12 protein-coding genes are annotated in these 14609 nt (G+C 54.1%); 11 read left to right on the top strand and 1 reads right to left on the bottom strand.

Going from position 1 to position 14609, the window contains the following annotated elements; all coding sequences use genetic code 11:
* Positions 1-111 precede the first annotated feature (111 nt).
* The 7 genes from lepA (at position 112) to acpS (ending at position 6355) form a co-directional block, all read left to right on the top strand.
* A complete protein-coding gene (lepA, locus tag ACT3T7_RS03840) occupies positions 112-1929 on the top strand; it encodes a translation elongation factor 4 (RefSeq protein ID WP_444630130.1) in 1818 nt (605 codons plus the stop codon).
* A 14-nt stretch (positions 1930-1943) separates the two neighbouring features.
* On the top strand, positions 1944-2747 hold the full coding sequence (lepB, locus tag ACT3T7_RS03845; protein WP_444630131.1) for a signal peptidase I: 804 nt from the start codon (positions 1944-1946) through the stop codon (positions 2745-2747).
* Positions 2748-2812: 65 nt separating this feature from the next.
* Positions 2813-3505 carry a ribonuclease III gene (gene rnc, locus ACT3T7_RS03850; protein ID WP_087109215.1) on the top strand — a complete coding sequence of 231 codons (693 nt, stop codon included), beginning with the start codon at positions 2813-2815 and terminating at the stop codon, positions 3503-3505.
* Positions 3502-4401, top strand: coding sequence for a GTPase Era (gene era, locus ACT3T7_RS03855; RefSeq protein WP_172116407.1), 900 nt, complete (start codon positions 3502-3504; stop codon positions 4399-4401). The genes rnc and era overlap by 4 nt, the downstream gene beginning before the upstream one ends.
* Before the next feature lie 8 nt (positions 4402-4409).
* Complete coding sequence (recO, locus tag ACT3T7_RS03860) at positions 4410-5102, top strand: DNA repair protein RecO (protein WP_444627300.1); 693 nt, start codon at positions 4410-4412, stop codon at positions 5100-5102.
* A gap of 35 nt (positions 5103-5137) precedes the next feature.
* Positions 5138-5974 carry a pyridoxine 5'-phosphate synthase gene (gene pdxJ / locus ACT3T7_RS03865; protein ID WP_444630132.1) on the top strand — a complete coding sequence of 279 codons (837 nt, stop codon included), beginning with the start codon at positions 5138-5140 and terminating at the stop codon, positions 5972-5974.
* A gap of 3 nt (positions 5975-5977) precedes the next feature.
* Complete coding sequence (gene acpS, locus ACT3T7_RS03870) at positions 5978-6355, top strand: holo-ACP synthase (RefSeq protein ID WP_193053713.1); 378 nt, start codon at positions 5978-5980, stop codon at positions 6353-6355.
* Here the strand turns inward: acpS and ACT3T7_RS03875 are convergent.
* A complete protein-coding gene (locus tag ACT3T7_RS03875; protein WP_444630133.1) occupies positions 6339-9059 on the bottom strand; it encodes an ATP-binding protein in 2721 nt (906 codons plus the stop codon). The two genes, acpS and ACT3T7_RS03875, sit on opposite strands and share 17 nt — an antisense overlap.
* Before the next feature lie 91 nt (positions 9060-9150).
* Between ACT3T7_RS03875 and cysM the strand changes: the two genes are divergently transcribed.
* From cysM to mazG, 4 genes are all read left to right on the top strand, one after another.
* On the top strand, positions 9151-10047 hold the full coding sequence (gene cysM, locus ACT3T7_RS03880; protein WP_172116412.1) for a cysteine synthase CysM: 897 nt from the start codon (positions 9151-9153) through the stop codon (positions 10045-10047).
* The gene (gene rlmD, locus ACT3T7_RS03885) at positions 10048-11442 is read left to right on the top strand and encodes a 23S rRNA (uracil(1939)-C(5))-methyltransferase RlmD (protein WP_444630134.1); all 1395 of its coding nucleotides are present in this window, start codon (positions 10048-10050) and stop codon (positions 11440-11442) included.
* Positions 11443-11510: 68 nt separating this feature from the next.
* Positions 11511-13772, top strand: a complete 2262-nt coding sequence (gene relA / locus ACT3T7_RS03890; protein ID WP_444630135.1) for a GTP diphosphokinase — start codon at positions 11511-11513, stop codon at positions 13770-13772.
* A 14-nt stretch (positions 13773-13786) separates the two neighbouring features.
* Positions 13787-14608, top strand: a complete 822-nt coding sequence (gene mazG / locus ACT3T7_RS03895) for a nucleoside triphosphate pyrophosphohydrolase (protein WP_172116415.1) — start codon at positions 13787-13789, stop codon at positions 14606-14608.
* Position 14609: the final 1 nt, after the last annotated feature.

A 14609-nucleotide genomic window follows, 5' to 3' on the forward strand; every position in this document is an offset into this window, starting at 1 on the left:
TTTTAACGGAAATAGGCAAAGTGGCCAACATGCCAGCTGTTTTCGGGCTTTAAACTCTCGAGGCGGCTGGTAATAAAGCCGCTTACGTACCACTAAGGCAGACCACTCTCGATGTCCCACGACGTTTCTAGCAGTAATTTAAAGAACATAAGAAACTTCTCAATTATCGCTCATATCGATCACGGGAAATCAACGCTCTCTGATCGCTTGATCCAAACCTGCGGTGGATTGACCCAGCGTGAGCTTAAAGAGCAAGTGCTCGACTCCATGGACATTGAGCGCGAGCGTGGTATCACCATTAAAGCGCAATCGGTGACGCTCGATTACACTGCGGCCGATGGCGAGGTGTATCAGCTTAATTTCATCGATACGCCAGGCCACGTGGATTTCTCCTATGAAGTATCGCGCTCACTGTATGCCTGCGAAGGGGCGCTGCTGGTCGTAGATGCGGGCCAAGGAGTTGAGGCGCAGTCGGTGGCTAACTGCTATACCGCCATCGAGCAGGGCCTGGAAGTATTGCCGGTCCTCAATAAAATCGATTTACCCCAAGCCGACCCGGGCAAGGTGGCGCAAGAGGTTGAGGAAATCATTGGTCTCGACGCCACAGACGCTTGTCAGGTGTCCGCCAAAAGCGGTATCGGCATTGAAGGACTGCTTGAACGTTTGGTGCGTGATATTCCGCCGCCTAAAGGTGACCGGAATGCCCCCCTGCAAGCATTGATCATTGACTCCTGGTTTGATAACTATCTGGGCGTAGTCTCGCTGGTGCGCTTGTTTGATGGCACGCTGCGCAAGGGCGACAAGATCCGTATCAAGTCAACGGGCCGCGACTGGAACGCCACTGAAGTGGGCATTTTTACTCCGTTGCGCAAAGAGACCAATATCCTGCGCGCGGGTGAGGTGGGCTTTATTGTCGCAGGCATTAAAGAGATTCACGGTGCGCCGGTGGGTGACACTATCACGCATACCAAAACGCCCGACGTGCCGCGTCTGCCTGGTTTTCAGAAGGTGAAACCTCAGGTGTATGCCGGGATGTTCCCCGTCAGTGCTGATGACTACGAAGACTTCCGGGATGCGCTTGAAAAGCTCGCGCTTAACGATGCCTCTTTAGAGTATGAACCGGAAAACTCGGATGCTCTGGGCTTTGGTTTTCGCGTCGGTTTCCTGGGCACGCTCCACATGGAGATTATCCAGGAGCGGCTTGAGCGCGAATACAATATTGACCTGATTACCACGGCACCTACCGTGGTATACGAGCTTGCGATGAAGAATGGTGATGTCACTTACATCTCCAACCCCTCCAAACTGCCGGATATGGCAGACGTGGATGAGATGCGTGAGCCCATCGTGAGGGCCAGTATTCTGGTGCCTCAGGAGTTTGTGGGTAACGTCATTACCGAGTGTGAGCAGCGCCGCGGTACCCAGAAAGACATGCAGTTCCTGGGTAACCAGATTCAGTTAGCCTATGAGTTGCCGATGTCGGAAGTGGTCATGGATTTCTTCGACCGCCTGAAATCCATCTCACGCGGTTACGCGTCGCTTGAGTACAATTTCGAGCGTTTCGAAGCGGCCAAGTTGGTGCGCCTGGACGTGCTGATCAATAGCGAAAAGGTAGATGCCCTCGCGGTGATTATTCACCGTGATCATGCCCATAGCCGCGGCCGGCTGCTGGTCGAAAAAATGAAAGAGCTGATTCCGCGCCAGATGTTTGACGTGGCCATTCAGGCCGCTATCGGTGGTCAGGTAGTGGCGCGCTCTACCGTAAAAGCCCTGCGTAAAAACGTAACGGCAAAATGTTATGGCGGTGATGTAAGCCGTAAGAAAAAACTGCTGGAAAAACAGAAAGCCGGTAAAAAACGGATGAAGCAGGTGGGGCGCGTTGAAATTCCCCAGGATGCCTTCCTCGCTGTGCTCAAGGTTAACGACTAGGGAAGGTTTCCTTTATGGATTTTTCATTACTGCTGGTACTGGCCGTTGTAATTTCAGGGGTCGTTTATTTTATCGATGTGATTTGGCTGCGGCCTAAGCGTCGTGAGCGGTTGGCGAAAGCAGAGGAAGCCGCTGCTGGGAACATCGACGCACCAACACAGGAAAAACTTTTAAAAGAGCCTTGGCCGGTCGATTATGCGCGCTCTTTTTTCCCGGTACTTCTGGTGGTATTGGTAGTACGCAGTTTTATTGTCGAACCGTTTCAAATTCCATCGGGTTCAATGCGGCCTACGCTGGAAGTAGGCGATTTTATCCTGGTGAACAAGTTTGCCTACGGCTTGCGTTTGCCGGTGGTTCACAACCGTATTTTGGAGGTTGGTGAGCCTGAGCGTGGCGATGTGATGGTGTTTCGCTTCCCGGATGAGCCATCGGTCAACTTTATCAAACGGGTGGTAGGCCTTCCGGGCGACCGTATTCGCTACGAAGATAAACAGCTTTATGTGAACGGCGAACTGGTCACTAAAACGTTATTGGAAGAAGGCCCCGATGCCTCGCCACAACAGCTATTATTAGAAGAGCAGTTGGGTAGCGTGCGCCATACTATCTACAACAACCCCCGCGACCCAGGACCGCAAATGCGCGAAGTTGAAGTGCCTGAAGGTCACTACTTCATGATGGGCGATAATCGCGATCACTCCAACGATAGCCGTTACTGGGGGTTTGTGCCGGAAGAGAATATCGTGGGTCGTGCATTTGCTGTTTGGATGCATTGGGACGGCGGGTTGCCCAGCTTTAATACGGTGCGACGCATTGAATGAATAAGTTTATGTCAGCCTTGGTTAGTCATGTCACTAATAGTTAACGTCAATGACGTAGGAGCCTTGTGAGTAATCCTTTAAACGCTTTTTGCCGACGAATCGGCCATACCTTTGGCGATGAGACGCTCTTGGAACTGGCCATGACGCACCGAAGCTACGGTGGTCGTAACAATGAGCGCCTGGAGTTTCTGGGTGATTCAATTGTTAATTTCGTTATCGCAGAAGCCTTGTTTCAACGTTTCCCTCAAGCGCGGGAAGGGCAGTTATCGCGCCTTCGCGCGCGTTTGGTGAAAGGCCAAACACTTGCTGAGCTCGCCCGTGAAATGACCTTTGGAGAATGCTTGCGCTTGGGGTCGGGGGAAATGAAAAGCGGAGGGCATCGCCGTGAGTCGATTCTCGCCGATGCGGTTGAAGCGATAATTGGTGCCATTTACCTGGACGCCGGTATGGACGTTGTCCGGGAGCGCGTGCTTTCCTGGTACGCCGAGCGTCTAGAGAATATCTCGTTACAAGATACCCAGAAAGACCCTAAAACACGCTTACAAGAGTTTTTGCAGTCGCGTCAGTCAGCGCTGCCGCGCTATGAAGTGGTCTCTGTAAAGGGCGAGGCGCATGCCCAGACCTTTACCGTGGAGTGCTACATTGAGCTACTAAGCAAGCATACCACCGGTAAAGGCCCTAGTCGCCGCCATGCTGAACAGCAAGCGGCAGAAGAAGCGCTTTCGTACCTTGAGAAAAAACCAGGAGACAAATCATGAGCCAATCCTGCGGCTTTGTGGCCATTGTTGGACGGCCTAACGTAGGCAAATCAACCCTCATGAATCGTATTCTGGGGCAAAAAATCTCAATTACCTCGCGGCGTCCGCAAACCACGCGCCATCAGGTAATGGGTATTAAAACGGTTGAAGATACGCAGTTTATTTACGTGGATACACCGGGCATGCACATCATGTCCAAAGACCGTAATAAAGCCATCAACCGTTTTATGAATCAGGCGGCTACCCAAGCACTTCGTGATGTTGACTGTGTGGTCTTTATTATTGATCGCACCCGCTGGACTGACGAAGACCAGGCCGTGCTCAAGCGTCTTGAGCATGTTAAGGCACCGGTTATTCTGGCCGTCAATAAGGTGGATCGTCTACAGGATAAGGGCGATTTACTACCCTGGCTTGCTGAAGTGGGCGCGCGGCGTGAGTTTGCAGCCGTTGTACCTATTTCAGCCAAGCACGGCACCCAGGTAGAAACGCTGGAAGAGGAAGTGGCTAAACATCTGCCAGAAAGCGTGCACTTCTTTCCGGAAGACCAGATTACCGACAAGAGCCTGCGCTTTATGGCCGCTGAGCTGGTGCGTGAAAAAGTCATGCGTCAGCTGGGTGACGAGTTGCCCTACCAGATGACCGTTGAGATTGAAGAGTTCCGCGAAGCCGGGCGCGTCACGCATATCAGCGCGCTGATTCTGGTGGAACGCCAAGGGCAGAAAGTCATCCTGATCGGCGAAAACGGTGACCGGATCAAGAGCATCGGCCGCGAGGCGCGCCTGGATATGGAGCGCGTGCTGGGTACCAAGGTCATGCTTAATATGTGGGTCAAGGTGAAGCGCGGTTGGTCCGATGACGAGCGTGCCCTGAAAAGCCTGGGTTACGACCTCGATTGAGTGTCGCAATGTCAGCGGAACCCGCTTTTTTACTGCATCGTAAACCCTACCGTGAAACCAGCGCGTTAGTCGATTTACTGACGCTTAATAATGGCCGTATCCGCGCCGTTGCCCACGGAGGGCAGCGGCCGGGGTCCAAGTCGCGTCAACGACTACAGCCGTTTACGCCGCTGTTTGTTAGCTGGCGCGGCGAACGCGATTTAAAACGCCTCACCTTGATGGAGTCGCGTGGACAAACGGCATTACTGGCAGGTGAGGGGCTCCTATGCGGTCTTTACGCGAATGAAATCGCCACCCGGCTGCTGCCCCTGGAACTCGCTGCGCCCGATGTTTTTGCCTTCTATACGGCGCTGCTTGAAGCGCTGCCAATGCCTTCCAGGCGCGCTCTTGCCTTGCGGCGGTATGAGTGGGCGTTGTTGGATGCGCTTGAAGCTACCCCGCGTTTTTGTACGCCAGATAATAATGTGCTGGACCCGCAAGCCCGCTATCGGTTTGATGCACAAAGCCGTGCTTTTCTTCCCGCAGAGCAGGGGCTTGAAGGGCGTGCATTGCGTTATATTGAGCAGGGTGACTGGCAACATGCGGGGCTAGCAAGCGTTCTTAAGTCAGTCATGCGGGCGGCACTAGCACCGCATTTGGGGTCTGCTGCGCTGCGCTCTCGGGAGCTAATGATGGCACTGGCCCGCCGGCGTCAGCCATAGTTCATGCTTATGACTTTTTTGGAATGGAGATAGTTATGCATCCTCCGCGTATTCTACTGGGCGTTAATATCGACCATGTCGCCACGCTGCGTCAGGCACGTGGTACCCGCTACCCGGACCCGGTACAGGCTGCTTTGTTGGCTGAAGAAGCGGGCGCAGATGGCATTACGGTGCATTTACGCGAAGACCGCCGCCATATACAGCTTCGCGATGTCAGGCTGTTGGCGGACGTGTTGAATACCCGTATGAATTTAGAGATGGCAGTGACCGAAGAGATGCTCGCGTTGGCTGAAGAGGTGCGCCCTGCACACGTATGCCTGGTACCTGAGAAGCGCGAAGAACTTACCACAGAGGGCGGTCTGGATGTGGTCGGTAGTTTTGATGCGGTTGCCAAAGCGTGTGAGCGGCTGAAAAACGCAGGCTGCGACGTATCGCTGTTTATTGATCCTGATGAAGCGCAAATTGATGCGGCTCATCGCGCTGGTGCCCCAACGATTGAACTGCATACCGGTGCTTATGCAGAAGAGAAGCTGGGGAGTGACGCCGCAAATGCTGAGTATCAGCGCTTAACCGCAGCAGCGACTCAGGCCGTTTCCCTGGGGCTGGTGGTTAACGCTGGGCATGGCCTTCATTACCATAATGCAGAAGCGATAGCCGCACTGCCTGGGGTGAATGAGCTGAATATCGGGCACGCCATTATTGCCCGCGCGCTGTTTGTTGGCCTCAAAGAGGCTGTTCAGGAAATGAAGCGGCTTATTATTGCAGGCCAGGAAGCGGGGTTGATGGCGGCTTTAGATGCTCACGATCATGAACATAGCCATGAGCATGCAGATGAGCATACGCATGGTCATCATGACTGCTGTGGTCACTAACAGATGATTGTGGGGATTGGTTCCGATATTGCCCGGGTAGCGCGTTTTACCCGGGCAGTTGAGCGTCATGGGCCACGTTTTGCTCAGCGTATTTTGGGAACTGACGAATACGCGATATGGCAGCAAAAAGGCGAACCGGTGGCTTACTTGGCGAAAAGGTTTGCCGCTAAAGAAGCGTTTGTAAAAGCACTAGGGCTTGGCCTTCGAGGCGGCATGCAGTGGGGGGACATCCAAGTGGTTAATGACCCCTTGGGGAAGCCCTTTTTGCAGTTGAGCCATGAGGCCAAGCGGTTAATGCAGGCATCCGGCGCGACGACCAGCCATATCACGCTAAGTGATGAAGCGGAGTACGCGGTTGCCTTTGTCATTCTGGAGCGTTAGACCCATCGGCCAGCCTGCTTCGATGAGTACGCAAGCGTGCCATTGCGGTGTACAACGCTTCCAGGAGGCTCTCCACATGACTGAGCCCGCTGGTGCGTAACCGCGTCTCAAGGGTTTCTACCAATAGGGCTAGCTCAGGTGCGCCGCAGTAACGGCTTGCTCCATTGAGCCCATGCACCCAGTCAAGTAGCATCGCCAGGTTTTTCTGGGCATAGGCGGCACGCATTTGCGTTTCTGTTTCATCCAGGCTGTCAATCAGGCGTATAAGCTGTGCATAGGCAACGCTCTCTTTGCCGCCCGCAAGCTGTGTGCCCATGGTTAAATCGACGGCCGCGAGTGCTTCACTGGCAAATTCAGTAGTGCCTTTTCGTTGCAAGGCTGCCGTTGATGTCACGGTAGGCAGAGAAGGGGGGACGGCCAAAAAACGCAGCAACAGCTGTTGTAGCTGCGCCTCATCAACAGGTTTTATCAGTACATCATCCAACCCAGCCGCCAGCCACTGCTGACGTTCACTGCTTAAAGCATGAGCGGTTACCGCAATAATAGGGCAGCGTGACCAGTGATTATTGATACGGCGCAGTGCCTGACTGGTTTCAACGCCGTCCATACCCGGCATACGAATATCCATTAGCACCATGTCAGCCGTGTAATTAACTGCCAAGGCAAGCGCTTCATGCCCGCTATCGGCAAGCGTAATACGCAGTTGATCCGTTTCAAGCAGCGCCTTAAGCAGTTCACGGTTGGAGGCATTGTCGTCAACAATCAAAATATCAATGACGGAAGGGTCCGTAGGCGGAGGCGCTTTTGATTGAGCGGACGCTATTTCTTTATCTGCAGGCTGCAGTAAATGGCGCAATGTCGTGACCAGCTGAGCGCGAGTGAAAGGTTTGCAGAGCATTTCCCCGCCATGAGGAAGCTCCCAAGGCGGTAAGTCATAGCTGGTGGTGTTTGCCAGAATCAATACGGGGCAGGCGGCTTGCTCAATCAAATCTCGCCAGTAGTCTCTCCTCTCTATTTCGAACTCGTCTTGATCCAGGCATAACATCAGTAGGTCTTCGGGCTCATTAGCGGTAAAGGCGACGGGAATAGCCCCCCAGCGCTCTAGCAAGTACTCAAGCGTATTGCGAGTAGGCGTATGGGTTTCATAAAGACGTACGACCGGGCTTTTCAGAGTAAGCTCTGCGGGGCGTTCGCCGCTTTGGTTAGCCAAAAGTGGAAGGGTAAAGGAGAACGTTGAGCCGTGGCCTACCTCGCTTTCCACGCTGATAGTGCCGCCCATTCGCTCAATCAACTGGCGGCAAATCGATAAGCCCAGCCCGCTACCGCCAAATTGGCGTGAATGGCTGGGTTTTGCCTGGGAAAAAGCGCTAAAAAGCTGTTTTTGATGCTCTTCGCTCAAACCAATGCCGGTGTCACTAACACTGATACGCAGTACCACGTGCTGGCCTTCCTGGGTGTCGAGCATCACACGAACAATAACGTCGCCTTCGTGGGTAAACTTGAGTGCATTGCCGACCAAGTTACTAAGCACCTGATGAATACGCAGCGGGTCGCCGCTAAGCGGCGTAGGCACATCATCGTAAATCATTGCCACCAGGTGCAGATGTTTACGTTGCGCCTCAGGCGCATGCAGGCCAATTACTTCATCCAAAAGCGATACAATATCAATGTCGACTTCTTCAAGTGTGAGGCGATTTGCTTCAAGCTTGGAAAAATCGAGCACGTCATTGACGAGCATTAGCAGGTTGTCGCAGGCACGGTGAACGTGCTCTAGCCACCCCTGTTGGCGGTTATCCAACCTGGAGCGGCTCAGTAACCGGCAAAAACCGATAATGCCATTGAGTGGCGTGCGTATCTCATGGCTCATATTGGCTAAAAATTCGGATTTAACGGCATTCGCACGGAGCGCGCTGCGGTGGGCCAGGTCGAGCTTGATATTTTGCTCTTCAATGGTTTCCATTGATTCCTGCAATTCGCTGGTCGCCTGCTCAATCTGGGTTTGCATATCGCGCTGCGACTGCTGAAAGTGCTCAGCCAGGCTATTCACATGAACGGCTAGTTGGCGAAGTTCGCTTGGCCGTGCAGGCGTTAATTGCAGCCGATAGTCGCCACGAGATAAGCGATATAAGGCCTGGTTAGCTTCCTCAATAGGCCGGGAAATATACCGACTGACAGCAAAGGCACCCAGAAACAGCAGTAGCCCTAATAGCATGCCGCCCAGGCTTAAACTGGCCAACAGTTTGTAGCGTTCAAGCGTCAAAGGGCGGGCGTTTGCCTCGGCTTCAAGCCAGCCCACCCCGGTCGGGTTTATGTTGGGGAGCACGCTATCAAGAGGGACTAGAAGTCGCCAAATATGCTCTTCTTCTTCTATCAGGGGAGCGCTGGGCGCTGTTAAACGTAGCTGAGGCGGGGTGGAGCGGCCTAACACGAACAAACGGTTACCTTGCTCATCGAAGAGGCTGACAGAACTAAGCCCATAGCGGTCCAACAGCCGTCGAGAAAGCCTTTCCATACGCTGAAAGTCTGCGTCTGCCATGGCAAGCTGGAAACTGGGGGTTAATAGCTCACCGGCATCTTTAAGTCGCTCGTGAAGCGCCGCACGTTCAGCCGTATCACTTTGCACCATGAGCAAAATAGCCATCATGGCGTACACCAGAAGCGGAAAGCCAAGTAGCGCGAACAGCAAACGCGTGTTTAAAGACATGGAAGAAACTCGTTGATTCAATGTGGTTGCCTGTCCAGCGTACGACAGCACCGATATAATGCAGCATAACGGTAATGATAAGGAACGTGTGATGAATTATCCCATGCTAGAGGATGTGGTTGGCAACACTCCCTTGGTGCGTTTGAAGCGGATCACTGCTGGGCGCAACAATACGCTGTTGGCGAAGCTTGAAGGCAACAATCCCGCTGGTTCGGTAAAGGATCGTCCCGCGCTTTCGATGTTGAATGAAGCGGAAGCGCGTGGAGAAATAAAGCCAGGCGATACCCTGATCGAGGCAACCTCGGGAAATACCGGTATTGCGCTCGCCATGGCGGCGGCTATCAAAGGCTACACCATGGTCCTGGTGATGCCTGAAAATGCCTCCGAGGAGCGTAAGCAGGCCATGGTGGCTTACGGCGCCACGCTGATTTCTGCCAGTAAGGCCGGTGGTATGGAGGAGGCCCGGGATATTGCCGATGCCATGATTGAACGGGGCGAAGGCAAGCCGCTGAACCAGTTTTCCAATCCGGACAATCCCTTGGCGCACTACCGTACAACGGGGCCTGAAATATGGCAGCAAACCCAGGGGGAGGTTACCCATTTTGTAAGCTCCATGGGCACCACCGGCACTATCATGGGCGTATCTCGCTACCTTAAAGAGCAGAACGACGCTATTCAGATTGTCGGCTTGCAGCCCTCCGATGGCGCCAGCATTCCCGGTATTCGCCGTTGGCCGCAGGCGTACCTGCCCGAGATTTTTGAAGCTCCGCGGGTAGATATTACGCTGGATATTAGCCAGCAAGAGGCTGAAAGCAACATGCGCCGTTTGGCCCGTGAAGAGGGCATTCTAGCGGGTGTTTCATCGGGCGGCAGCCTGGCGGGTGCGTTGCGTATTGCGGAACAGGTCGAAAACGCGGTCATCGTGTTTGTTGTGTGTGATCGGGGGGATCGTTACCTCTCAATGGGCCTATTCGGCCCGGAGCTATAAATGGCCATGCTGGGTAAGCGGCGCCCATCGCGCGCTGCATCAGGCAAGTCAGGGCTGGTACGCAAGCCCGCTGCTAAGTCAACAAGCGCTTCTGATACTATTGATGCGCTGGTGGTTGAGCGATTGGCGCATGATGGCCGGGGAGTTGCGCATGACGCCACAGGTAAAACCGTGTTTATTGACCGGGCGCTTCCCGGCGAGCGTGTTGACGCTGCCGTGCATGTCAACCGCAAACGCTTTGATGAAGCGCATGTAAAAGCGCTGCTGCACCGTTCGCAACAGCGCGTTGAGCCCCCCTGCGTTTATTTTGGCCAGTGCGGTGGTTGCCAATTGCAACATATGGCGATTGAGGCACAGCGCACGCATAAACAAGACGTACTGTGCGAGCTGTTTGCTCGTCAGGGTATTGAGCTTGGCACTCCCCATCTGCTTCATGGCAGTACAGAGCACTATCGCCGCCGGGCGCGACTCGGCGTCAAAATAGATGGGCAGGGTAACGTGTTGCTGGGGTTTCGCGCAGCCCATAGTCATCGGTTAGTCGATATTCATCAGTGCCACGTATTGGTGGAGCCCTTGCAAGCGCTTTTGCCTCCCTTGAGGGCCTTGTTAGCAACGCTTGAGGCGCCGCGTCTGGTGGGCCACATCGAGCTATTGGCGACTGCGTCGGAATGTGTGCTGTTGGTCCGCCAGTTGAAAGCACATGCGCTGGATGCCGAGCGCTGGCAGGCGTTTGCCAGGCAGCAAGGGGTTGCGCTTGGCGCGTGGCTGGGCCGCGAGTCTGCCAGTCTACACTGGTACAGCGCTGAACCGGTGCTGGAAGAGACCCTGCAGATAGAAGGCCAACCACCGCTCACGCTCGCCTTTGCTCCCGGTGATTTTTTACAGGTCAATGCTGACGTCAACCAGCAAATGGTGGCGCATGTGGTGAAATGGCTGGCTCCTGCGCCTGGCCAGCATGTTATGGACCTGTTTGCCGGAATGGGTAACTTTAGCCTGCCCATCGCCTCGAGCGGTGCCAGGGTACATGCCGTTGAAGGCAGCGCTTCAATGGTGGCGCGCATCAGCAGCAATGCAGCGCGTAACCGGCTAGAGGTAAGTGCTCAACAGGCTGATTTAAGCGATAGCGCAGCGGTTGAAGCCTTGTTGAAAACTCAGCAGCACTTGGACGCACTGGTGCTGGACCCACCGCGTAACGGTGCAGAAACAGTGTGCAAGGCACTGGGCCGTTACCCCGTGCCTAGGCTTGCGTATGTGTCGTGTGACCCGGCAACGCTTGCCCGTGATGCGGCGCATCTGGTTCGTGCAGGCTATCGTATTAAGCAAGTAGCAGTGGCGGATATGTTCCTGCACACTGCACATATGGAATCGCTTATGCTTTTCGAGTACGAAGGCTAGTCCGCCTATCGCATCAAGCCACGGTATTCGCCGTCAAGATGAATACCCTGAAGGGATGAGTAAGTGTCATGGTGAAAGTGCGTGAAGACCAGCCGCTAATGGATAGCGGCAGGGTAGACATACAACAATGGTTAACGCGCCTGCAAGAAGATGTGCGTCTAAGTGATCCTGAGCGCCTTATTGAAGCCTGCGAACTGGCAGAGCAACTCGAACGTGAGGCGCCTCGTACTCATCGTGAATGGTTATCTCCTGGTTCAAGCTTTCGTATGGGGCTTGAAATGGCAGACATTTTGGCAGACCTAACGCTTGACCAGGCGACCCTGGAAGCGGCAGTGCTCTATCGCGCCGTGCGCGAAGGTCTGTTGAGTCTGGAGGCCGTCTCCAAGCGGTTTGGCAGTGAAGTTGCCAGGTTAATTGATGGCGTCCTGCAAATGGCCGCCATCAGCTATCCACTCGCGCCCAACCACGGTATGGCCCAGCATAACCAGCAGGAAAACCTGCGTAAAATGCTGGTCAACATGGTGAGCGATGTTCGCGTTGCGCTTATTAAAATCGCCGAGCGCACCTGTGCGCTACGTCAGGTCAAGGATGCTCCGCTTGAAAAATGTCTGCAGGTAGCCCGCGAAGTCGCCGACATTTATGCGCCTCTCGCGCATCGCTTAGGGGTGGGGCAAATCAAGTGGGAACTTGAAGACCTGTCGTTTCGCTATTTACACGAAGATGAGTACAAGGCGATCGCCAAGCTGCTTGCTGAGAAGCGCCTGGATAGAGAGCACTATATCCACGACGTGGTCGAAACGATTAAAACGTTGATGGAAGCTCAGCATATTACCCATCATGACGTGAGTGGCCGAGCCAAACATATTTACTCGATCTGGCGTAAAATGAAGCGCAAAGGGATCGATTTTTCTGACGTACACGACGTTCGTGCGGTGCGTATTTTGGTGCCAGAAGTCGCCGACTGCTACACCGTATTAGGAATTGTGCATTCGCGTTGGCACCATGTTCCAGACGAATTTGACGACTATATCGCCAACCCTAAAAAGAACGGCTATCAATCGCTTCATACCGCAGTGGTCGGGCCTGAGAACAAAGTCCTCGAAATTCAAATCCGCACGTTCGCCATGCATGACGACGCAGAACTCGGGGTATGTGCCCACTGGCGCTATAAAGGGCACGACACCAACGCGAAAAGCCGTAGCTACGAAGAAAAAATTGCCTGGCTGCGTCAAGTGCTTGAGTGGCAGGACGAAGTGGGTGATTTTGGTGATCTGCGCGAAGGGCTTTCAAGTGACGTGGCCCCCGACCGCAACTATGTCTTTACGCCTGACGGTCATGTGATCGACTTGCCGCGTATTGCCACCCCGATTGATTTTGCGTATCGGGTTCATACCGAAATTGGCCACCGCTGCCGGGGCGCCAAAATTAACGGGCGCATTGTTCCGCTGACCTATGAGCTTAAAACGGGCCAGCAGGTGGAAATTCTTACCGCCACCAAAGCCGGGCCAAGCCGCGACTGGCTTAATCCTAATCTTGGCTATGTGCGCACGTCACGAGCGCGCGCCAAAATTCAGGCATGGTTTAAGCATCAGGCCAGAGGCCAAAACCTGGAAGAGGGCCGGGTACTTTTTGAGCGAGAAATGCGCCGTCTTGATGTCGACCAGTTGGATCTCCCCAAATTGGCCGACGCGGTTAATTATCAAAACGCTGATGATATGTATGCCGCTATCGGGGCAGGCGACCTGCGTATTGGGCAGGTACTACACCAGGCCCAGCAGTTATTTGGCGAGACTGACGATCAGGAACAGCTGGAACGTTTACTTGCCAAACCGCGCAAGCAGCCGAGCAAACCCTCTAAAAGTGACATTACCGTACTTGGCGTGGGCAATCTTAAAACCAGCATGGCTAACTGCTGCCGCCCCGTTCCGGGCGAGCCGATTGTGGGGTTTATCACCCAAGGGCGAGGGGTTACCGTACACCGTCAGGACTGCAACAATATCCTCCAACTGCGTATGGAAGAGCCCCAACGTATCATCGAAGTAGAGTGGGGCGAGCGCGCCCATACGCGTTATCCGGTCACTATCGAAATCCAGGCCTGGGACCGCTCGGGCCTACTGCGCGATGTGACGGGCCTTCTAGGCAATGAGAAAGTCAATGTGCTGGCGGTGAATACGCTAACGGATACCAACGAAGGCATCGCTCGCCTGAGGATTACGTTAGAAGTGGATGGACTTGAATCTTTGGGGCGGCTCTTCTCACGTATTCAGCAACTGCCCAATGTGACCGAAGTGCGCCGCCTGCGAAACGCAGACCCTGAAAAAGGTGCCTAATATGGAGCGGCTTGATGCGCTATGATCTGGATGACCTGCTGACATTAATGCAGGTACTGCGCGACCCCGAGCAAGGGTGCCCGTGGGATATTAAGCAAGGCTGGGACAGTATCGTTCCCCATACGCTGGAAGAAGCCTACGAGGTTGCCGATGCCATTGAGCGGCGCGCCTTTGATGAGCTGCCGGGGGAGCTTGGCGATTTACTCTTTCAAGTCATCTATTACGCTCAGTTTGGTGCAGAAGAGCAGCGCTTTGATTTTCACGATATCGTACATACGTTGACGGCTAAAATGCTGCGCAGGCACCCGCATGTGTTTCCGGAGGGTACGCTTGGCTCGCGTAGGCCGCCAGGTGTTAGCGCTGAAGCGCTACAGACCCAACAGATTAATCAGCGCTGGGAGTCACTTAAGGCGGAAGAGCGCGCCCAACGTGTCATTGAGGCGCCTTCGGTACTTGATGACGTACCTTGTACGTTGCCCGCGTTAAGCCGTGCGAACAAGCTTTCAAAGCGCGCGGCCCGGGCAGGTTTTGATTGGCCCGATACGCAGGGCGTTCTGGATAAAATCCGTGAAGAGCTGGATGAGGTAGAAGAAGCACTGGCGACAGGAGATACACGCCATGCTCAGGAAGAAGTCGGTGATTTATTGTTTGCGGTAACCAATTTAGCCCGCAGCCTAGGTGCTGATCCTGAACAGTGCTTGCGCGGTACCAATCGTAAATTTGAACGCCGTTTTCGCTATGTTGAGCATGCCTTAAACGCGGCCCATCGGCCGATAACGGAAGCCTCGCTGGACGAGATGGAAGCTCACTGGCAGGCGGCTAAACATCAAGAATAAA

It is taken from the genome of Halomonas sp. 111 (assembly GCF_052379685.1).
Lineage (GTDB): Bacteria > Pseudomonadota > Gammaproteobacteria > Pseudomonadales > Halomonadaceae > Vreelandella > Vreelandella citrativorans.